The sequence below is a fragment of the Caballeronia sp. A2-2 genome, from assembly GCF_057612605.2.
The window spans coordinates 643885-663649 of the sequence record NZ_CM172587.1 but is presented as its reverse complement, the minus strand read 5'-3'; the positions used below and the strand labels follow the sequence as shown (position 1 = coordinate 663649).

Below are 19765 nucleotides of genomic sequence, written 5' to 3'. Positions count from 1 at the left end.
GGAGATCGGAACCGCAATGACAGAAGCCACTCATCTCGACGCCTTGCCCGAATCGGCGCGGCGCGTCGCCCTTTTGCTCAAGGAACGCGGCCATCCGCATGCCGTGGTGATGCTGCCGGAAACCGGCAAGACTTCGGCCGAAGCCGCTGCGGGACTCGGCTGCTCCATCGCGCAAATCGCGAAGTCGATCCTCTTTCGCCGCAAGAACGACGACGCGCCCGTGCTCGTGATCGCATCCGGCGCGAATCGCGTGGACGAAGCGAAAGTCGCCGCGCGCGTGGGCGAACTCGCACGCGCCGACGCCAAGTTCGTGCGCGAGAAAACCGGTTATGCGATTGGCGGCGTGTGCCCGATCGGTCACGCGGTGAAGCCCGTCGTGCTGATCGATGAAGACCTGCTCGCGCTCGACAGCCTGTGGGCGGCGGCCGGGCATCCGCATGCGGTGTTCAATCTGTCGCCGCAGGAATTGGTCGAACTCACCGGCGCGCCGGTCGCGGATGTCGCGCAGCGCGAAACGGCGGCGTCATGAGCGACGTGGCGTCGCCGTGCGTCGATGTGTGCCGCATGAATCCAGGCACCGGTTTCTGCGACGGCTGTTTTCGCACCATCGATGAAATCGCGGCGTGGTCGGGTTATGACGACGACACCAAACGCGCCGTGCTCGCGCGCCTCGAAAGCCGCAAACAGGGCGCGCGCGTGGTCATGCTCGGTGAATCGTTCGAGGCGAAGCTGGTCTTGCCAGCGGATTCCATCAGGCAGTTTGCCACGCTCGTCAACGACACGAACCCGCTGCATCACGACGACGCCATCGCCCGCGCAAGCCGTTTCGGCACCTTGATCGCGTCCGGCACGCAGCCGACTGCGCATCTCATGGCGCTGCTGGCGTCGCACTTCTCGCGGTACGCGCAGCCGCTCGGGCTGGAATTCGGCATCCGGCTGACGCGCGCGGTCAAAGTGGACGACGAAATCACCATGCACTGGACCGTGGTCGACGCGCAATGGCATCCGAGCCTCAAGGGCGATCTCGTCAAGCTCAAGGGCGGCGCGCGCAATCAATCCGGCGAAGTGGTGATGAAAGCGACCGCGACCATCGCCGTCATGCCGATGGAGCCACGCGCATGATCGCGCTGCCCGCATCGATGACGGTCTTCGAGCGCGGCTGGCTCTCGTCGAACAATGTGTTGTTCCTGAGCGATGACAACGCGACGCTCATCGACACCGGTTACGCGTCGCACGCGCCGCAGACGTTGGCGCTCGTGCGCCAGAAGCTCGGCACGCGCAGGCTGGATGCAGTCGTCAACACGCATCTGCATTCGGATCATTGCGGCGGCAACGCGTTGCTTCAACAGACTTACGCGTGCGACACGCTGATTCCCGAAAGCGAAGCACGCGCCGTCCGCGATTGGGACGAAGACGCGCTCACCTTCCGCGCGACCGGCCAGCATTGCGAGCGCTTCGGCTTCACGGGCACGCTCAGGCAAGGCATGACGCTTTCGCTCGGCGGCTTCGACTGGTCCGTGCTCGGCGCGCCGGGCCACGATCCGCATTCGCTCATGCTGCATTCTCCCGAAGCACGCGTGCTCATCAGCGCGGATGCCTTGTGGGAAAACGGCTTCGGCGTGATCTTTCCGGAACTGGAAGGCGAAAGCGGTTTCGCGGAAGAACGCGCGGTGCTCGAACTGATCGCGCGGCTGGAAGTGGATGTCGTCATTCCGGGACACGGCGCGCCGTTCACGGATGTCGCGCGTGCGCTGGATGTCGCGTCATCGCGGCTGGCGTATTTGTCGGCCGATCCTTCGCGCAACGCGAAGAACGCGCTCAAGGTGCTGATCGTCTTCAGGCTGATGGAAACGCGCGCGATGCCTTTCGACGCCCTGCTCTCGATGATGCAAACCGCCCGCGCCATGCGCGCCGCCGCCGATGCACTCGCGCCGCCGAACGAACGTCGCGTGCTGTTGGAACGCATCGTCGGCGAACTGGCGAATAGCGGCGTGGTGAAGGTGAACGGAGAAACGGTCTCGGTGGACTGAAAACGTCCGCCGAAAAAAGAAAGCCGCTTGTCAGCAACGGCAAGCGGCAGAATTGGTTGGACGTGATCAACGTCCAACGAATCGTAACGCGAGCTTATCTCGCGTGCATCGGTGCTTTCCCTACAGAATTTGTACAGGCGGCTGAAAGGTGGCTGAACGTGCTTCCTAACGTTCATCCGCCGGGAGCTTCATCGTCGACGGTGCCGAAAAATGCAAGCATCTCGGCGAGCAACGCGTCGGGCTGTTCTTCGGGAAGGTAGTGGCCGCAGGGCAGCGCGCGTCCGCTGGCATCGCGCGCGACGCGACGCCATTCGGCGAGCGCGTCGAAACGTTGCCCGATGACGCTGTGCTCGCCCCACAGCACGCGCAACGGGCACGCGATCTTGTTGCCGCGCTCGCGGTCTTCGCGCTCATGCTCCAGATCGATGCCCGCGGCCGCGCGATAGTCCTCGCAGGCCGCGTGGATCGCGCCGGGCGACTTGAACGCATCGCGATACGCCTGCAACGCATGCGGCGCGAAGGGCGCGAGTCCATCGGGACCGCTGCCCATCAGGCGGTCGATATACGCATCCGGCGCGGCGCTCAGCATCGATTCCGGCAATGGCGACGGCTGAATCAGCATGAACCAATGAAAGTTCGACGTGGCGAATTTGCGGTCGGTGGCATCGAACATGGCGAGCGTCGGCGCGATGTCGAGCAGCATCAGGCGATCGACGGCATCCGCGTGATCCATCGCCATGCGATGCGCCACGCGCGCGCCCCGATCGTGCGCGCAGACGAAAAAGCGCTCGAAGCCGAAGTGCCGCATGACGGCGACCTGATCGGCGGCCATCGCGCGTTTGGAATACGTCGTGTGAGATGCATCGCCCGGCGGTTTGCCCGACGCACCGCAGCCGCGCAAATCCGTGGCGATCACGGAGAAATGGCGCGCGAGTTCATCGGCGCAGGCGTGCCAGATTTCGTGCGTTTGCGGATGCCCGTGCAACAACAGCAGCGGCGCGCCGTCGCCTCCCTTCATGCCCGCGATTTCGACGTCCGCCGTGGCGACGCGAAACGGCTCGTAGTCTCCGAAAGACATGATGAGTTTTTGTTGGTGGCAGTGCGCTTCATTTTAGGCAGCGAGGAGTCGTGTAGGCGTGCGCAACACCGCTTGCAGGCCAAAACCGAAGAAGTCTTCGGAAATTGCGGTTCTCCGCTCAGTTAGCGGTCCCTATAATCGAACGATCGTTCTGCGCCTCGCTCAAACCCGCCGATACAAAACTTCGTGCAGCCGCGCGCCACGCCCTTACAATCGTCGATGGCTGCACCGTCCCTATTCAGGAGACTCGCGTCATGGCCCTTCCCGCCATCCTGCAGCACCTCGCGTTGCCCGTCGTCGGGTCGCCGATGTTTATCGTCAGTTATCCCGAACTCGTGCTCGCGCAGTGCAAGGCGGGCATTGTCGGATCGTTTCCTGCGTTGAATGCACGCCCCGCCGAAATGCTCGACGAATGGCTCACGCAGATTCAACACGCACTTGCCGAACACAAGGCGGCGAATCCTAATGCAGTGATTGGGCCGATTGCGGTCAATCAGATCGTGCATCAGTCGAATGCGCGGCTCGAACAGGATGTGCGCGTGTGCGTGGAGCATCAGGTGCCGATCTTCATCACGAGTCTGCGCGCGCCCGTGAAAGAGATGATCGATGCGGTGCATTCGTATGGCGGAATCGTGCTGCACGATGTGATCAATCTGAGGCATGCGCAGAAGGCGCTGGAAGCGGGCGTCGATGGGTTGATTCTGGTGGCGGCGGGCGCGGGCGGTCACGCTGGAACGACTTCACCGTTCGCGCTGGTGGGCGAAGTGCGGCGCATGTTCGACGGGCCGATCGTGCTGTCGGGCGCTATCGCCAATGGCGGCTCCATTCTCGCCGCGCAGGCCATGGGCGCGGACCTGGCGTACATGGGCACGCGCTTCATCGCGACGAAAGAGGCGCACGCGCAGGAGCGCTACAAGCAAGCCATCGTCGATGCGAGCGCGGCGGACATCGTTTATACGAACCTGTTCACGGGCGTGCATGGGAACTACATCCGCGAGAGCATCGTGAATGCGGGACTCGATCCGAACGCACTGCCCGAATCCGACAAGACCGCGATGAACTTCGCCGAAGGCACCGGCAAGGCGAAAGCGTGGAAGGATATCTGGGGCGCGGGGCAAGGCGTCGGTTTGATGGAAGACGTGCCTGCGGTGGGGGAATTGGTCGCGCGGTTGAGGCGCGAGTATGACGATGCGAAGGTGCGGTTGGGGATTGGGTGATTTGTGTTTAGGCGACGCCTTGTGTTTTTCGGGGCGGGTTGGAGCTTGTGCTTTTGGAATTATTGGATTGTGGTGGTGTTTTTATGTCGTGCAAGGGGCTTCTGTCGTTTGGGCTTTTATTGCAGTAGCCGCCTCCCCGGCGGGGGGGTAACTTTCTTTGCTGCTGCAAAGAAAGTCACCAAAGAAAGCAGCTTTTTACCCCATGCACGATGGCTGGAGAGGGTTGGTCTGGATTAACGATGCAGTGGCCGCAATAGGACGTCCCTCGGTTGGTTAAGCGTATGGGCAACCTCGCGATTACGCACTCGAATCCTCTTAGTTCTGTGGTCCGCGCTCATTCTTTCGGCCATGCGCTACGCGCGCCGAGAACTTAAGAACGGAATCCCGCAGCCTATAAGCGCCCAGCCATATCACGCTTCCCCGCAAGATTGCTATTCGGCCCTACCTTGGTTAGTGCTTCGCTAAAAGATGACGTGCGTTGGTGTGCGTGCTTTGCCCAGAAGCACTTACCAAGGTAGGGCCGAATGGGAGAGGTGCGATGCGGCGTGATGTAGCTGGGCGCTGATACGCTGCGGGATTCCGTTCTTACGTTCTCGGCGCGCGAAGCGCATGGCCGAAAGAATGAATGCGATCCACTAAGGCAAAAGGATTCGAGCGTGCAATCGCCAGGTTGCCTAAGCGGCTCGTTATGCGTGGAAAGTCCTATTGCGGCCACTGTATCGGTTAATCCAGACCAACCCTTTCCAGCCATCGTGCATGGGGTAAAAAGCTGCTTTCTTTGGTGACTTTCTTTGCAGCAGCAAAGAAAGTTACCCCCCCGCCGGGGAGGCGGCTACTGCAATAAAAGCCCAAAAACAGAAGCCCTTTGCACGACACAACAACAAACTCAAATACGACAGCAAAAACAACCACTGTCCGTCACGTCGAGCGCTGCTGTCTACAGTTGTTCTTCACGCTCACAGCATAAAAAAACGCCACGCCCGAATAAACCGAAGCGCAGCGTTTCCAAATCCAAACTACGAAGCTCAGAACTTCGCGCGAATACCCACCCCAAACGTATCGCCCGTCGACACACTAGTGTATTTATCGTTCAGGTAAGCAGCATAAACATCCGTGCGCTTGGAAAGCGGATAGTCATACCCCACCGCCCAGCTCTTGTGCGTCTGATCCAGCCCGCCATTGCTGCGCGAATACGCGTAAGAGGCCATCACCATCCCCGGACCGACCGGCACGGTCACGCCACCCTGCCCCGTGTTGACGTGGAACGGCGTCGGCGCGATATCGTTCTTCGTGTACATGTACTGCGCGAAGAACTTCACATACTTCATGTCGAACGATGCACCGAGCTGCCCGACGCTCTGGCTCTTGTAGCCGGGAATGGTGAACGCATTCGACGTCGGCAGATCGCCCGGCGTGTTGTTGAAGTTGACGTACTGATACACGCCGGTCGCGGCGAACGGGCCGTGGAAGTACAGGAACTGCGCGCTGTACTTCTTCGAGCGGTTGTCGCCTGCGGCATTTCCGAATGCGTACATCGCGCTGCCGGACAGGCCGTTGAAGTCGGGCGTGGTGTACTGCACCGCGTTGTTCCAGCCGGAGTCTCCCGTCACGCCCTGATCGGTCGTGTAGGTCGGGAACGTGCCGTTGCCGAGGAACACGTGGTAGACCATCGGCGAGAAGGTGTACGAATCGACGAACGGGTTGAACAGAATCGTCGAGACGAACAGTTGCGTGGTCAGACGGCCCGCCGTGAACGTACCGATCGGACCTTGAATGCCGACATACGAGTTACGCGCGAAGAACGTGTCGCCCTGGAAGCGGCCAACCTGACCGTTCTGAGCGCGGAAGAAGGCTTCCAACGTGAAGATGGCCTTATAGCCATTGCCGAGGTCTTCGGAGCCCTTCATGCCCCAGTACGACGTGGACATGCCGCCGCCGCCGACGTTCCAAGCACGGTCGCTGCCCGGGAATCGCGTTGCGCCGACCCATTCATCGACCTGTCCGTACAACGAAACGCTCGATTGCGCGTGTGCCGCTCCTGCGGCGAGGAAGCCGAACATGGCGGCGACTACGGTGGCCTTCACCGTAGCCTTGTACGCACGGTTGACGGTTGGCTTCATGAACTCTCCTGTCGTTTGTCAAAAGTTGAATGCTTGGCGGGCGAGAAACGTTGCACTCGCTTCGCCAGACCGGCTTGATGGCTTCTCGGATTTCTTGGCGAGCGGCTTCGCAACTGGAGCGGCACCATCTTTACGGACCATTTTTCCGGTCAAAAAAAAAATTGGTTATTGCGGGTATAGCGGTTCGGATACGCAGCGTTTTCGATGAACACCAGCGCACGCGTGCAGCAACCGATTGCTTTTGCCGGATGTGCGGAATGGCATCCCGCAGAGCCAGCATCGGCGCGGCTGACGACGCATCGAAAGGAATTCGAAATGATCGGATGCGCGCGTCTTGCTGCAAGCGCGCATTGTCCGTGTGAGATAAACGAAGCGGAACGATCGTCGCGAAACTTGACGATGAAGTGTGGTGAGATTACGTCAGCGTGACAGCGGCGATGGACGCGCCAATAATTTTTCGTTAACTACGAAGTTAAGGCGTGACGACTATCGGTGCGCTTCGGTCAGTTGCGATAGTTCGCGTTGACGGGCGAACGCGCGTCATCCGAAGGACGACCCACCGGATGCGGTGCGCTGCGTTCCTCGTTGTATCGCGCGATGTCAGCGCGAATGGAACCGGCGCCGCGAAACGGCGCGGCCTGTTCAGCGTGCGGGACGGGGCGCACTTCGGCGCTCACGGGCGTGAGGCCGTCTTTCGCTGCGACCGTGGTGAACGGCATCGACGGACGCGCGGCCGGCGAATCATCGTTGCCCGACGACAGCCATTCGGCACGCGGACCCGCCAACGCAAGCGACCCCACACCCGCCAGCGCCACGAGCGCGGTGGATGCGATGAGTCGAGTAATCTTGCGAATGCCTGTGCGCGTCATGTCGAGAACGGAAGCTCAAATCGGAGCGATGAGGCTGCGTATCGACATGACACGCCGGCCCCTCAACCGGTCTACCCAACAATTTATTTCGCGGCGTGCAAGCCGTCGAGCCAAAAAGTGTTAGGCCTGCGCGAGGGTTGTAACACCATGTTACGTCAGAGTTTTTCATTGTTTCGCGCCCCGATTCGGCAGTACTTGGCATATCGAAACATATGATGAAAAATGTACTGGTCGGATCATTTTGCCCGCATCGATAATGACTTGAGGCGGTGCGAAAGTTGCGCCACGCTTCGGTTCGATTCATGCGCACATGGAATCAATCGTTTTAGTAAATGAATTTGCCAATTCAATCGACGCCGGGCGAGAATTCATGGTTTCTACCTAAGTGATGCACCGGATGCCGCGCGTCACTGCGGCGACTTCAGCACGAGAATCCCCATGGCACGGCCCAAACTTCTTCCCGATAACTTCACGCTGGCGCTGATCAGCACCGTCATCCTCGCGAGCTTTTTGCCGTGTCGCGGCAGCGTGGCGGTGGCGTTCAACTGGATCACGAACATCGCCATCGGGCTGCTGTTCTTTTTGCACGGCGCGAAGCTTTCGCGTGAGGCGATCGTCGCGGGCGCGACGCACTGGCGGCTCCATTTGCTCGTGCTCCTGAGTACTTTCGTGCTGTTTCCGGTGCTCGGCGTGGCGCTCAAGCCGTTGCTGAGCCCGCTCGTCACGCCCGCGCTCTATACCGGCATTCTGTTTCTCTGCACGTTGCCATCCACGGTTCAATCGTCCATTGCGTTCACGTCGATGGCGAAGGGCAACGTGCCAGCGGCGGTGTGCAGCGCGTCGGCGTCGAGTCTGCTTGGCATCTTCATCACGCCTGCGCTGGTCGGGCTGGTGGTCACCAATCACGGCGCGACGACGGGCGATCCGTGGCACACGGTCGGTAGCATCGTCATGCAATTGCTGGTGCCGTTCATTGCCGGGCAGTTGCTGCGGCCGGCCATCGGCAAATGGATCGATTCGCGCAAGGCCGTGCTCAAGTACGTCGATCAGGGCTCGATTCTGCTGGTGGTGTATGTGGCGTTCAGCGAGGCCGTGAACGAAGGCATCTGGCATTCCATTTCGCTGTCCACCCTCGGCGGGCTGCTGGCGGTGAATATCCTGCTGCTCGCGGTCGCGTTGTGCATTACTGCGTTCACAGCCAAACGGCTAGGGTTCTCGCGGGCCGATCAGATCACGATCATCTTCTGCGGCTCGAAGAAAAGCCTCGCTTCCGGCATTCCTATGGCGAAGGTCATCTTCGCCTCGCACGCGGTCGGTGCGGTCGTGCTCCCGCTCATGCTGTTCCACCAGATTCAGTTGATGGTGTGCGCGGTGCTCGCGCAACGCTGGGGCGCGCGCAAGACCGCGTCCGACAAAACACGCGATACGAAGAGCGTCACGGCGCCCGCGCGTCATTAGAAAGTTCAGCTCTGCTCGTCACATCGAAGGCCGCCTCGTGCGGCCTTTGTCCTTTTTGCTTATATCGTCTGGGCGAATAGCGGCCGGGCATGGGCATTGCCACACTCTTGTTCATGACGCACCGCCCACGAACAGGAGAGACCATGCCGATGTCCGCGACATCCCCGGCGCTGCGCGCGTTTCTGTCCGACATGCCCTTCGAGCGTGGCGATGCCGCAAGCACCGGCCGCGCACTGCGTGCGCTGATCGATGCGGGTCTTGATCGACTACCGCTTCCGGGTCAGGGAGAAACGCTTGCCCGCTGGCAGGCATTGGGCGCGGTCGCCGCGTTTGATCTCGCGCTGGTCAAGCTCTACGAAGGTCACACCGATGCCCTCGCGATCCTTGCCGAACTCGGCGCTTCCGAAACGCCCAATGCGGCATGGGGCGTGTGGGCCGCCGAGCCGCCCAACGCGCGCCTTCAGGCCATCGGCGATGACGGCGAGAACCTGCGCTTGCGCGGAACCAAAGCGTGGTGCTCGGGCGCGGCATCGATCACGCACGCGCTTGTCACCGCGTGGAACGAGCGCGACGAAAGCGTGCTTGCGGCCGTCGATCTGCGACAACCCGGCGTGCAAGTCACGCAATCCGGCTGGACGGCGGTCGGCATGCACGCAAGCGCCAGCGTCGATGTCCATTTCGACGACGTTCCCGCGAAACGCATCGGCGCGCCGCGCGCATATCTCGAACGTCCGGGATTCTGGCACGGCGGCGCGGGTATCGCGGCGTGCTGGTTCGGCGCGGCAGCGGGCATCGCCGAATTCGTGGTGCGTGATGTGCGACGCCGCGCGGAGCCCCACAAGCTCGCGCATCTCGGCGCGATCGACACCGCATTGAGCGCCACGGCGGCGCTGCTGCGCGAAAGCGCGGCGTTCATCGACCGGACGCCGAACGCCAATTCCATGACCACCGTCATGCGCGCGCGTCTGGGCGCGGAACGTGCGGCTGTACTTGTCATGGAGCGCGCCGGCCGCGCGCTCGGCGCCGGTCCGCTGTGCCGCGACGATCATTTCGCGCACCTGATGGCGGACCTGCCGGTGTTCATACGACAAAGCCACGCCGAGCGCGACGAAGCATCGCTGGCTCAGCAGGCACTAACAGAGGAAGTCTTTTCATGGCAACTGTGACGACCTACACGCGAGAACCCGAACTGCGCCACCAGCCCTCGAGCGCCCCGCGCGTGATCGAGGGCAACGGAACGCCCGAATCGGCGTGGCGCAACTGGGAACGTCTCGATGCACTGCCCGAGGTCGATCCCGCCGAACTGGTGCCGTTCGGCGGACGCGCGGTCGTCATCGCGCCGCATCCCGACGACGAAGTGCTCGGCACGGGCGGCTTGCTTGCGCGGCTTTCGGAATTGAGCCGCAACGTGCTGATCGTTGCGATCACGGACGGCACCGCGAGCCATCCCGGATCGCCGGTGTGGCCACCGGAGCGGCTTGCCAGCGTGCGTCCGCAGGAAACGCGGGAAGCGTTGCAGCGGCTGCATCTGCGGCAAGTTCAGGTGGCGCGGTTGCATTTGCAAGACGGTGGATCGAAGGAGTTCGAACCGAAACTGGCGGGGCTGCTTGGCAAGCTGTTGCAACCCGAAGACATCGTGTTCAGCACATGGCGTTTCGACGGCCATCCCGATCACGAAGCCGTCGGCCGCGCGGCTTCCGCAGCGGCAACTGAAGCGCGGCTGCCGTTCGTCGAAGTGCCGGTCTGGACGTGGCACTGGGCATCGCCGGACGACTCCCGCGTGCCGTGGAGCCGTGCGCGCCGCGTCATGCTGGACGCCGAAACGCACGCCCGCAAGCTGCGCGCAGTGCAAGCCTTCCGCAGTCAGATCGAGCCGGATTCGGCTACTGGCAAACCGCCGGTGCTTCCCAACCATGTGCTCGAAAGACTCATTCGGCCATTCGAAGTCATTCTGATATGAGCAGCGGCATCGAGACCAAGCCTTACTTCGACGAGCTTTATCGCGAGAACGCCGATCCGTGGAGCATTCGTAATCGCTGGTATGAGCGGCGCAAGCGCGCTTTGGTGCTCGCCGCGTTGCCGCACGAGCATTATGGTTGCGCGTTCGAACCGGCTTGCGGCAATGGAGAACTCACGGCGCTACTTGCGCCGCGCTGCGACCAACTCATCGCGGGCGACATCAACGAAGAAGCTGTCACGCTCACGCGAGAACGCGTCGCGAATTTCGTGCACGTCACGGTCGATCAAATGATGCTGCCGGATTCGTGGCCGGACCGGCCGCTCGATCTCGTCGTCATCAGCGAAGTCGGCTATTACCTTGAGGAAGCGCAACTGCGCGCGGTGATCGAGCGTATCCGCGAGACGCTTTCGCCGAACGGCGCGGTGCTCGCCTGTCACTGGCGCAAACAGATCGATAACTGGAAGCTCAACGGCGAACACGTCCACGCCGCCATGCGCGGACAAATGGGCATGCCGCTGCTCTGCCACTTCTGGGACGACGACATGATGCTCGATGTCTGGACGCCCGACCGCCGCTCCGTCCACGCACGCGAATCTGCCGAATAATGCGTTTTCCGCACTTTTACTAAACAAACAAATCCCTTAAAGTCTCAATCCTCAAGCGGCTCTACTGGTTTTCTCTAACTCTCCGAAGCATAAAACGGCGATGGTTTTACTATACAATCGCCGCAAACAAGCGAACGGGCATCGCCGAATAAACACGCGGCCCGATTCGCCTCACGGAGACAAGAGAGTTCACCACGATGGCCACCACCATTCGCGATGTCGCACGCGCGGCAAGCGTCTCGATCGGGACAGTTTCGCGCGCGCTCAAGAATCAGCCCGGCCTTTCGGAAGCCACGCGCGAACGCGTCGTCGAGGTCGCGCAACGGCTCGGCTACGACTCCACGCAACTTCGCACGCGCATTCGCCGTGTCACGTTCCTGCTGCATCGCCAGCACAATAATTTCTCCGTCAGCCCGTTTTTCTCGCACGTCCTCAACGGTTTCGAAGAAGCCTGCCGGGAGCGCAAGCTCGTGCCATCGGTGCTCACCGCCGGACCCACGCAAGACCTCGCCCAGCAAATGCGCCTGCACGCGCCGGATGCCATCGCGGTCGCGGGATTCGTCGAACCGGAACTGCTGGCGCATCTGCATGCCATGGCGCGGCCCACGGTGCTCATCGATCTGCGCGCGCCGGGCTTTCGCTCGGTCAACATCGACAACGTGAAAGGGGCGTCGCTGGCCATGCAGCATTTATTCGCGCTCGGGCGCAGGCGCGTGGCGTTCATCGGCGGGTCGCTGGCGCATCACAGCATCGCGCAGCGGGCGCTCGGCTATCGGAAGGCGTATTTCGATGCCGGTCTGCTGTTCGATCCGACGCTCGAAACCATGTCGCAGCCCGGCCTGACCGCCGATCTCGCGTCCGCCGACGCCATGGAACGGCTGATCGCCGATGCCCGCGCGCAATCGAATCCGCTACCCGACGCCGTTTTCGCCTATAACGATGCTGCGGCCCTCGCTGCCATGCGCGTTTGCCTGGCGCACGGTCTGCGCGTGCCGGAAGACATCGCGTTCGTCGGTTTCGACGACATTCCGGCGGCCGCGCAAAGCACGCCGCCGCTATCGACCGTGACCGTGGACAAGGAAGCGCTCGGGCGGCGCGGCGTCGAGTTGTTGCTGGAAGATCATCCGAATGCGTCGGGTCAGGCCGACACGCTGGTGGACGTCAACTTCATTCCTCGCGCAAGCTCCGGCCATCCCGGAACTTTAAAGACATGAACACGACCGCAACCCTGGCAGAAGTCACCGTCATGGAAAACAAGGCAATCGACTTCCGCAGCCGCGACTTCCTGCTCGCCCACGTGCGCGACACGCTCGCGTTCTACGCCCCCACGGCGCGCGACCCGTCCGGCGGCTTCTTCCATTTCTTCAAGGACGACGGCACGGTCTACGACCGGACCACGCGCCATCTCGTCAGCAGCACGCGCTTCGTCTTCAATCACGCGATGGCGTATCGCCACTTCGGCGAACAGCGGCATCAGGACGACGCGCGTCACGCCTTCAAATTTCTGCGCGATGCCCACTGGGACGCCGAACTCGAAGGCTACGACTGGGAAATCGAGTGGCGCGACGGCGCGAAGCGCACGCTGGACGGCACGCGTCACTGCTACGGCACGGCCTTCGTGCTGCTCGCCTGCGCGCACGCCGCGATGGCGGGCATCGACGAAGCGCGGCCCTTGATCGACGACACCTTCGCGCTGATGGAACGCCGCTTCTGGGACGCCGACGCCGGCCTTTACGCCGACGAAGCCACGCCCGACTGGCAGCTTTCCGACTATCGCGGCCAGAACGCGAACATGCATGCGACCGAAGCGCTGCTCGCGGCGTATGAGGCGACGGGGCACGTGATCTATCTCGACCGCGCGGAAAAGATCGCGGGCAACATCACGCTGCGTCAGGCGAAGCTGTCGAACGGGCTGGTGTGGGAGCACTACCACCGCGACTGGTCAGTCGACTGGCATTACAACGAGTCGGACAGTTCGAACATCTTCCGGCCGTGGGGTTTTCAGCCGGGGCATCAGACCGAATGGGCGAAGCTGCTGCTGATCCTCGAACGGCATCGCAAGTTGCCGTGGCTTGCGCCGCGCGCCATCGAATTGTTCGATGCAGGTTTTGGCCGCGCATGGGACAGCCGGCATGGCGGGCTGTACTACGGCTTCGGCCCGGATGATTCCATCTGCGACCACGACAAGTATTTCTGGGTGCAGGCGGAAAGTTTCGCGGCGGCGGCGCTGCTCGGCGCACGCACGGGCCGGGAGCGTTTCTGGGATTGCTACGACGAACTCTGGCGCTATAGCTGGGAACATTTCGTCGATCACAAATACGGCGCGTGGTATCGCATCCTCACGTGCGACAACCGCAAGTACGGCGACGAGAAAAGCCCCGCAGGCAAGACCGACTATCACACCATGGGCGCGTGCTACGAAGTGCTGAACGCGCTGCCTTCGACTGAAAATACACGGTGATCATCATGGCAAGCGAGCAGACCTCTTTCCCGCAATTCGTTTCCGCTGGCGACATCCTGACGGACATGATCCGCACGGATGTATCGAGCTGGCTGTCGCGTCCGGGCGGCGCGGGCTGGAACGTCGCGCGCGCGGTGGCGCGGCTCGGGCTGCCGACCGCGAGCGCCGGTTCGCTCGGCACGGACAATTTCTCCGACGATCTGTGGGAAGCGAGCATCGCCGCGGGGCTGGACATGCGTTTCATGCAGCGCGTGGAGCGTCCGCCGCTGCTCGCCATCGTTCACAAGACGCAGCCGCCGACTTACTACTTCATGGGCGAGAACGGCGCGGACCTCGCGTTCGATCCGTCGAAGCTGCCGCAAGGCTGGATGGAGCGCGTGAAGTGGGCGCACTTCGGCTGCATCAGCCTCGTGCGGCAACCGCTCGGCAGCACGCTGGCCGCGCTGGCCGCGAAGCTGCGCGATCACGGCGTGAAGATCAGTTTCGATCCGAACTACCGCAATCTGATGGAGCACGGCTACGAGCCGATCCTGCGCAACATGGCGAGTCTGGCCGATCTCATCAAGGTATCCGATGAAGATTTGCACTTGCTGTTCAAAGGCCTGTCCGAAGCCGATGCCCTCGCCCGAATCCGCGCGATGAACCCGAACGCCACCGTGCTCGTCACGCGCGGGTCGGACAAGGCATCGCTGTATGCGGGCGATGAAGTGGTCGAAGCGCGGCCGCCGAGCGTCGAAGTGGCGGATACGGTCGGTGCGGGCGATGCGTCCATCGGCGGATTGCTTTATAGCCTGATGGCGCGTCATGGCGGCTGGCCGGAGCATCTGAAGTTCGCGCTGGCGGCGGGCGCGGCGGCGTGCCGTCATTCGGGCGCGCATTCGCCGTCGCTGCAAGAGGTGGAAGCGCTGCTCGCGTAGTCTTCCGGGAATGGTCGTTGCAAGGATGCAGGTCATACGCACGGCATATCTGCGTGCTAGCATGAATTTTCGTTCCTGCGTTGTTCCATCGTCCTTGCCACGAGGTGGCCATCATGGAAGACACGACCTACACGAAAGGCATCTACGTCGCCACCATCGGCGTGCGCAGCATCGATTCGGGCCAGTTTCAGGGGCTTGTCTCGCTGGCCCGCGACGATGGCGAAGGCGCCGAGCCGACGCTCTATGAAGTCGAAGCCACGTCGGACAACGAATCGGAAGCGCTGGAAGAAGCGCGTGCGCTCGCGCATCGCATTCTCGGGGCGATCGAGCTGTAAAACGTAGCGGAGGGCATCATGCCGGAGCAGGTCTTCCTTTATGGCGTTTATGCAATCCACGTGCGGCCGGTCGAGTTGCAAGGCGCACGCTGGGACGCGGAATACGAAATCCGTCATCACGATAAAGCCGTGCAGCCGTGGGCCACGGTCGGCGGCGACGAAGGCCTGAACGAAAAGGCGCAGGCCATCGAAATGGCGCATCAGCGGGGTGTTGCGGATATCGAAGCGGGCGCGGGCATTCCGAAGCCGCGCACGTTTCCTTAATACACGTCACGGCGTTCTGATCGCGCCCATCTGCGGACGCGGCGAAAGCCGCTGCGCCTCGCGATGATCGATCGCCGCCGCGCGCTCGTAACCCTCGCGCGCCACGGCTCGCTCCACGTAGTCGAACAACACGCCTTGCGGCTCGATCAGTTTCGCCATGAAGGCGATCTGCAACGTGTTCGCCGCGAGAATATCGGCTGCCGTGAAGCGCTCGCCGAGCAGCCACGGCCCTTCTTCCAGCGCGCCTTCTATCGCGCGTTCCACTCGCCCGAGATCGCCCCAGCCGAAGCTCACGGTGTTGCTTTGCGCGCCCGTCATGCGCTCGGCCATCGCCGGTTCGAGACACGAGCCGGTGAAGAACATCCATTGCAGGAAGCGTCCGCGCGCGGGGTCGTCGAACGGCACGCCGAGATTTGAATTCGAATAGCGGTCCGCGAGGTAAAGCAGCACCGCGCCCGATTCCGCGACGCACCCGCCGCCGTCCTCCAGCGCGGGCAACTTCGACATCGGATTCACGCGGTAAAACGCGCCGTCGTTCTGCGCGCCCGCGCGGATATTCACGAACTCCAGTTCATACGGCACGCGCATTTCTTCGAGCATCCACAGCGCGCGGAAGGCGCGTGTCTTCGGCCAGTAATAGAGCTTCATCGGCTTCGTTTTCCGTTCGGTGTGCAGGCGTTCAGGTTAGTCCTTTAAGCATATCCGTCCGTATCGGGTTAACGCGAACACACGCCGGATCGAGAAGATTTTGCTCGCGCATCTCGAAATCTCACTCGATGTTTTTGCATTCAGACGAATTCGGAGCGACTCAGCAAAAACATTCCCGTTTCGTCGGCAAAGAATGACGTATTGCCTCACGCAATCTTAAACAACAAAACGGAGATTCCATGAATGCGCGCGTCCCTGCCCTGTCCGCCTATCAACTCAGCGACAACCTCAGCGCGACGCGCGGACGCATCTTCCTGACGGGAACGCAGGCGCTCGTGCGTCTCGTGCTGATGCAGCGTCAACTCGATCGCGCCACCGGATTGAACACGGCGGGCTTCGTCAGCGGATATCGCGGCTCGCCGCTCGGCATGGTCGATCAGCAAATGTGGAAGGCGAAGCAATTGCTCGCCTCGCACGATGTACGCTTTCTGCCCGCGATCAACGAAGAACTCGGCGGCACCGCCGTGCTCGGCACGCAGCGCGTGGAGTCGGATGCGGAACGCACCGTCGATGGCGTGTTCGCGATGTGGTACGGCAAAGGCCCCGGCGTGGACCGCGCCGGCGATGCGCTCAAGCACGGCAACGCCTATGGTTCGTCGCCGCATGGCGGCGTGCTGGTGGTGGCGGGCGACGATCACGGATGCGTATCTTCCTCGATGCCGCATCAGAGCGATCAAACGATGATCGCGTGGCACATGCCGGTGATCAATCCATCGAACGTCGCGGACATGCTGGAGTTTGGTCTCTACGGCTGGGCGTTGTCGCGTTTCTCCGGCGCATGGACCGGCTTCAAGGCGATCTCGGAGACGGTCGAATCCGGTTCCACCGTCGATCTCGATTCACTAAAAACCGACTGGCGCGTGCCCGATGACTTCGCGCCGCCCGCAGGCGGTTTGCACAACCGCTGGCCGGATCTGCCGAGCCTGACCATCGAAGCGCGGCTTGCAGCGAAGATGGACGCCGTGAGGCAGTTTGCGCGCGTCAACAGCATCGACAAATGGATTGCGGCGAGTCCGCGCGCGAACGTGGGCATCGTGACGTGCGGGAAGGCGCATCTCGATCTGATGGAAGCGCTGCGCCGTCTCGAACTCACCGTCGCCGATCTGGATGCCGCGGGCGTTCGCATCTATAAAGTCGGGCTGTCGTATCCGCTCGAAACCACGCGGCTCGAAACGTTCGTCGAAGGACTAACCGAGGTGCTGGTGATCGAGGAGAAAGGGCCGGTCATCGAGCAGCAGATCAAGGAGCATCTTTATAACCGGGCGCAGGGTGCGCGGCCGGTGGTCATCGGCAAGCACGCGCTGGATGGCGCGCCCTTGCTGTCCGCGCTTGGCGAACTCAGGCCGTCGCGCGTGTTGCCGGTGTTCGCGCAATGGCTGGCGCGTCATAAGCCCGCGCTCGATCGCCGCGAGAAAGTGGTCGATCTCGTTGCGCCCACCATCCTCTCGAATATCGCGGATGCCGTGAAGCGCACGCCCTATTTCTGCTCGGGCTGTCCGCACAATACGTCCACCAAGGTGCCGGAAGGCTCGGTGGCGCAGGCGGGCATCGGCTGTCATTTCATGGCTTCGTGGATGGAGCGCGACACGACCGGCCTCATTCAAATGGGCGGCGAAGGCGTGGACTGGGCATCGCATTCCATGTTCACGAAGACGCCGCACGTCTTCCAGAATCTCGGCGATGGCACCTACTTCCACTCGGGCATTCTCGCGATTCGTCAGGCCGTCGCCGCGAACGCGAACATCACGTACAAGATTCTCTACAACGATGCGGTGGCGATGACCGGCGGCCAGCCCGTCGACGGCAGCATTTCCGTGCCGCAGATCGCGCGTCAGGTGGAGGCGGAAGGCATCGCGCTGCTGGTGGTGGTGAGCGACGAGCCGGAAAAATACGATGGTCACGCCGATCATTTTCCGCGCGGCACGACGTTTCATCATCGCGGCGAACTGGATGCGGTGCAGCGCCGTTTGCGTGAAATCAAAGGCGTTACCGTGCTGATTTACGACCAGACGTGCGCTGCCGAAAAGCGCCGTCGCCGCAAGAAAGGCGAGTTTCCCGATCCCGACAAGCGCCTGTTCATCAACGAAGCGGTGTGCGAAGGATGCGGCGATTGCGGTGTGCAGTCGAACTGCTTGTCCGTCGAGGCGGTGGAGACGGAACTCGGGCGCAAGCGACGCATCGACCAATCGTCGTGCAACAAGGACTTTTCGTGCGTGAACGGCTTCTGTCCGAGCTTCCTCACGCTCGAAGGCGCGAAGCTGAAGAAGGCCGAAGGTCACGCGTTCGATCCCGCCGAACTCGCGCGACGCGTCGATGCCTTGCCGATCCCGCACACGCATCTCGATGACGCGCCCTACGACATTCTGGTCACCGGCGTCGGCGGAACAGGCGTGGTGACAGTGGGCGCGCTTATCAGCATGGCGGCGCATCTGGAAGGCAAGAGCGCGTCGGTGCTCGATTTCATGGGCTTCGCGCAGAAAGGCGGCTCGGTGCTGTCGTTCGTGCGCTTCGCCGCGACGGATGCGTTGCTCAACCAAGTGCGCATCGATACGCAGCAGGCGGATTTGCTGCTCGCGTGCGACATGGTCGTCGGCGCGAGTCCGGAAGCGTTGCAGACCGTGCGGCACGATCGCACGAAGATCGTCGTCAACACGCACGCCATTCCGAACGCGAGCTTCGTGCAGAATCCCGACGCGAATCTTCACGCGGATGCGCTCATCGACAAATTGCGTCACGCCGCCGGTCCCGATGCACAAGACGCCCTGCGCACCTGCGATGCTCAGGCGCTCGCCACGCGCTTTCTCGGCGACACCATCGGCGCGAACATTCTGATGCTCGGCTTCGCGTGGCAACTCGGGCTGGTGCCGGTGTCGCACGCGGCGTTGATGCGCGCGCTGCAGTTGAACAACGTCGCGGTGCATGCGAACACGCTGGCGTTTGCCATCGGGCGGCTCGCGGCGGCGGATGCGAAGGCGCTCGAATCGCTGACGGCGCAGGTCGTCGCGCATCGTCCGGCCATGGCGGACATGTCGCTCGATGAATTGATCCGCGACCGTGAGGCGCGTTTGCTCGTGTATGGCGGTGCGAAGTATGTGGCGCGTTATCGTGCGCTGATCGACAAGGCATTCGCGGATGAAGACGTAAAGCGCGCGCTCGCCATCACGTTCTACAAGCTGCTGGCCGTGAAGGACGAATACGAAGTGGCGCGACTCCACGCGGACCCGGCGTTGCGCGCGGCGCTGGCTGCGCAGTTCGAAGGCGCGGCGGGCGTGGATTACACGGTGAAATTCAATCTCGCGCCGCCCGTGCTTTCGTCACGAAACGGCACGCCGACGAAGAAGGTTTTCGGCCAGTGGCTATGGCCGTTGCTCGGCGGACTGGCAAAGTTTCGCGCACTGCGCGGTGGTCCGCTCGATGTGTTCGGCAAGACGCTCGAACGCCGCATGGAGCGTCAACTTGCTGACGACTTCGAAGTGACGATGACGCGCGCGCTCGCCGCCATGAACAACGACACCGCGCAGGACGTCAAAGCGCTCGCAGCATTGTTCGAACGCGTGCGCGGCTACGGTCACGTCAAGCTCGCGCAAGTCGCGATGGTCAAGCGCACAGAGCGCGAGATCGCGGCGCGGTTGGGCATCGAAGCGGCGACGGGCGATGCGGTGCGCGCATCCATCGAAACGATGAAAGGCGCATCGAGCCTCAAGGGCATTCCGGTCGTCGTGGCGAAGTGAAGCGCGAACGCT

18 protein-coding genes are annotated in these 19765 nt (G+C 62.2%); 14 read left to right on the top strand and 4 right to left on the bottom strand.

Annotation, left to right across the window (positions count from 1 at the left end; genetic code table 11):
- Positions 1 to 16: 16 nt before the first annotated feature.
- From ACZCWR_RS03140 to ACZCWR_RS03130, 3 genes are read left to right on the top strand one after another with little or no spacing between them, the layout of a single operon-like run.
- Entirely contained in the window at positions 17 to 529 is a 513-nt protein-coding gene (locus ACZCWR_RS03140; protein WP_487302276.1) for a YbaK/EbsC family protein, read from the top strand.
- Positions 530 to 564: 35 nt separating this feature from the next.
- The gene (locus ACZCWR_RS03135) at positions 565 to 1122 is read left to right on the top strand and encodes a DUF1289 domain-containing protein (protein ID WP_487303225.1); all 558 of its coding nucleotides are present in this window, start codon (positions 565 to 567) and stop codon (positions 1120 to 1122) included.
- A complete protein-coding gene (locus ACZCWR_RS03130; RefSeq protein WP_487302275.1) occupies positions 1119 to 2030 on the top strand; it encodes an MBL fold metallo-hydrolase in 912 nt (303 codons plus the stop codon). Before ACZCWR_RS03135 ends, ACZCWR_RS03130 begins: the two co-directional genes overlap by 4 nt.
- A gap of 172 nt (positions 2031 to 2202) precedes the next feature.
- Here the strand turns inward: ACZCWR_RS03130 and ACZCWR_RS03125 are convergent, their stop codons facing one another.
- Complete coding sequence (locus ACZCWR_RS03125) at positions 2203 to 3108, bottom strand: alpha/beta fold hydrolase (RefSeq protein ID WP_487302274.1); 906 nt, start codon at positions 3106 to 3108, stop codon at positions 2203 to 2205.
- A 254-nt stretch (positions 3109 to 3362) separates the two neighbouring features.
- Between ACZCWR_RS03125 and ACZCWR_RS03120 the strand changes: the two genes are divergently transcribed.
- Positions 3363 to 4325, top strand: a complete 963-nt coding sequence (locus ACZCWR_RS03120) for an NAD(P)H-dependent flavin oxidoreductase (protein ID WP_487302273.1) — start codon at positions 3363 to 3365, stop codon at positions 4323 to 4325.
- A 1025-nt stretch (positions 4326 to 5350) separates the two neighbouring features.
- Here the strand turns inward: ACZCWR_RS03120 and ACZCWR_RS03115 are convergent.
- Positions 5351 to 6445, bottom strand: coding sequence for a porin (locus ACZCWR_RS03115; RefSeq protein WP_487302272.1), 1095 nt, complete (start codon positions 6443 to 6445; stop codon positions 5351 to 5353).
- A 503-nt stretch (positions 6446 to 6948) separates the two neighbouring features.
- Positions 6949 to 7314, bottom strand: coding sequence for a hypothetical protein (locus tag ACZCWR_RS03110; RefSeq protein ID WP_487302271.1), 366 nt, complete (start codon positions 7312 to 7314; stop codon positions 6949 to 6951).
- A gap of 438 nt (positions 7315 to 7752) precedes the next feature.
- Between ACZCWR_RS03110 and ACZCWR_RS03105 the strand changes: the two genes are divergently transcribed.
- The 9 genes from ACZCWR_RS03105 to ACZCWR_RS03065 all read left to right on the top strand — a co-directional run bounded on the left by ACZCWR_RS03105 (position 7753) and on the right by ACZCWR_RS03065 (position 15314).
- On the top strand, positions 7753 to 8772 hold the full coding sequence (locus ACZCWR_RS03105; RefSeq protein WP_487302270.1) for a bile acid:sodium symporter family protein: 1020 nt from the start codon (positions 7753 to 7755) through the stop codon (positions 8770 to 8772).
- 149 nt (positions 8773 to 8921) lie between these two features.
- Complete coding sequence (locus tag ACZCWR_RS03100) at positions 8922 to 9938, top strand: acyl-CoA dehydrogenase family protein (RefSeq protein WP_487302269.1); 1017 nt, start codon at positions 8922 to 8924, stop codon at positions 9936 to 9938.
- Positions 9926 to 10732 carry a PIG-L deacetylase family protein gene (locus tag ACZCWR_RS03095; RefSeq protein ID WP_487302268.1) on the top strand — a complete coding sequence of 269 codons (807 nt, stop codon included), beginning with the start codon at positions 9926 to 9928 and terminating at the stop codon, positions 10730 to 10732. Before ACZCWR_RS03100 ends, ACZCWR_RS03095 begins: the two co-directional genes overlap by 13 nt.
- Positions 10729 to 11337: an SAM-dependent methyltransferase gene (locus ACZCWR_RS03090; protein ID WP_487302267.1), complete on the top strand. Its 609-nt coding sequence runs from the start codon at positions 10729 to 10731 to the stop codon at positions 11335 to 11337. The genes ACZCWR_RS03095 and ACZCWR_RS03090 overlap by 4 nt, the downstream gene beginning before the upstream one ends.
- 197 nt (positions 11338 to 11534) lie before the next feature.
- On the top strand, positions 11535 to 12551 hold the full coding sequence (locus tag ACZCWR_RS03085; protein ID WP_487302266.1) for a LacI family DNA-binding transcriptional regulator: 1017 nt from the start codon (positions 11535 to 11537) through the stop codon (positions 12549 to 12551).
- Positions 12548 to 13798: an AGE family epimerase/isomerase gene (locus tag ACZCWR_RS03080; protein WP_487302265.1), complete on the top strand. Its 1251-nt coding sequence runs from the start codon at positions 12548 to 12550 to the stop codon at positions 13796 to 13798. The genes ACZCWR_RS03085 and ACZCWR_RS03080 overlap by 4 nt, the downstream gene beginning before the upstream one ends.
- Positions 13799 to 13803: 5 nt before the next feature.
- Positions 13804 to 14715, top strand: coding sequence for a carbohydrate kinase family protein (locus ACZCWR_RS03075; RefSeq protein WP_487302264.1), 912 nt, complete (start codon positions 13804 to 13806; stop codon positions 14713 to 14715).
- Positions 14716 to 14828: 113 nt separating this feature from the next.
- Entirely contained in the window at positions 14829 to 15050 is a 222-nt protein-coding gene (locus tag ACZCWR_RS03070; RefSeq protein WP_487302263.1) for a hypothetical protein, read from the top strand.
- Positions 15051 to 15068: 18 nt separating this feature from the next.
- The gene (locus tag ACZCWR_RS03065; RefSeq protein ID WP_487302262.1) at positions 15069 to 15314 is read left to right on the top strand and encodes a hypothetical protein; all 246 of its coding nucleotides are present in this window, start codon (positions 15069 to 15071) and stop codon (positions 15312 to 15314) included.
- A 6-nt stretch (positions 15315 to 15320) separates the two neighbouring features.
- On the opposite strand, the gene ACZCWR_RS03060 is transcribed toward ACZCWR_RS03065, so the two are convergent.
- Entirely contained in the window at positions 15321 to 15962 is a 642-nt protein-coding gene (locus tag ACZCWR_RS03060; protein ID WP_487302261.1) for a glutathione S-transferase family protein, read from the bottom strand.
- A 239-nt stretch (positions 15963 to 16201) separates the two neighbouring features.
- Here ACZCWR_RS03060 and ACZCWR_RS03055 point away from each other — a divergent pair, with 239 nt between their 5' ends.
- Positions 16202 to 19753, top strand: coding sequence for an indolepyruvate ferredoxin oxidoreductase family protein (locus ACZCWR_RS03055; protein WP_487302260.1), 3552 nt, complete (start codon positions 16202 to 16204; stop codon positions 19751 to 19753).
- The last annotated feature ends 12 nt before the right edge of the window (positions 19754 to 19765 follow it).

Coding starts and splice junctions, on each gene's coding strand:
- ACZCWR_RS03080 (WP_487302265.1), top strand. CDS start 12,548: ATGAACACGACCGCAACCCTGGCAGAAGTCACCGTCATGGAAAACAAG.
- ACZCWR_RS03120 (WP_487302273.1), top strand. CDS start 3,363: ATGGCCCTTCCCGCCATCCTGCAGCACCTCGCGTTGCCCGTCGTCGGG.
- ACZCWR_RS03075 (WP_487302264.1), top strand. CDS start 13,804: ATGGCAAGCGAGCAGACCTCTTTCCCGCAATTCGTTTCCGCTGGCGAC.
- ACZCWR_RS03130 (WP_487302275.1), top strand. CDS start 1,119: ATGATCGCGCTGCCCGCATCGATGACGGTCTTCGAGCGCGGCTGGCTC.
- ACZCWR_RS03100 (WP_487302269.1), top strand. CDS start 8,922: ATGTCCGCGACATCCCCGGCGCTGCGCGCGTTTCTGTCCGACATGCCC.
- ACZCWR_RS03125 (WP_487302274.1), bottom strand. CDS start 3,108: ATGTCTTTCGGAGACTACGAGCCGTTTCGCGTCGCCACGGCGGACGTC.
- ACZCWR_RS03115 (WP_487302272.1), bottom strand. CDS start 6,445: ATGAAGCCAACCGTCAACCGTGCGTACAAGGCTACGGTGAAGGCCACC.
- ACZCWR_RS03095 (WP_487302268.1), top strand. CDS start 9,926: ATGGCAACTGTGACGACCTACACGCGAGAACCCGAACTGCGCCACCAG.
- ACZCWR_RS03055 (WP_487302260.1), top strand. CDS start 16,202: ATGAATGCGCGCGTCCCTGCCCTGTCCGCCTATCAACTCAGCGACAAC.
- ACZCWR_RS03105 (WP_487302270.1), top strand. CDS start 7,753: ATGGCACGGCCCAAACTTCTTCCCGATAACTTCACGCTGGCGCTGATC.
- ACZCWR_RS03135 (WP_487303225.1), top strand. CDS start 565: ATGAATCCAGGCACCGGTTTCTGCGACGGCTGTTTTCGCACCATCGAT.
- ACZCWR_RS03065 (WP_487302262.1), top strand. CDS start 15,069: ATGCCGGAGCAGGTCTTCCTTTATGGCGTTTATGCAATCCACGTGCGG.
- ACZCWR_RS03085 (WP_487302266.1), top strand. CDS start 11,535: ATGGCCACCACCATTCGCGATGTCGCACGCGCGGCAAGCGTCTCGATC.
- ACZCWR_RS03070 (WP_487302263.1), top strand. CDS start 14,829: ATGGAAGACACGACCTACACGAAAGGCATCTACGTCGCCACCATCGGC.
- ACZCWR_RS03060 (WP_487302261.1), bottom strand. CDS start 15,962: ATGAAGCTCTATTACTGGCCGAAGACACGCGCCTTCCGCGCGCTGTGG.
- ACZCWR_RS03090 (WP_487302267.1), top strand. CDS start 10,729: ATGAGCAGCGGCATCGAGACCAAGCCTTACTTCGACGAGCTTTATCGC.
- ACZCWR_RS03110 (WP_487302271.1), bottom strand. CDS start 7,314: ATGACGCGCACAGGCATTCGCAAGATTACTCGACTCATCGCATCCACC.
- ACZCWR_RS03140 (WP_487302276.1), top strand. CDS start 17: ATGACAGAAGCCACTCATCTCGACGCCTTGCCCGAATCGGCGCGGCGC.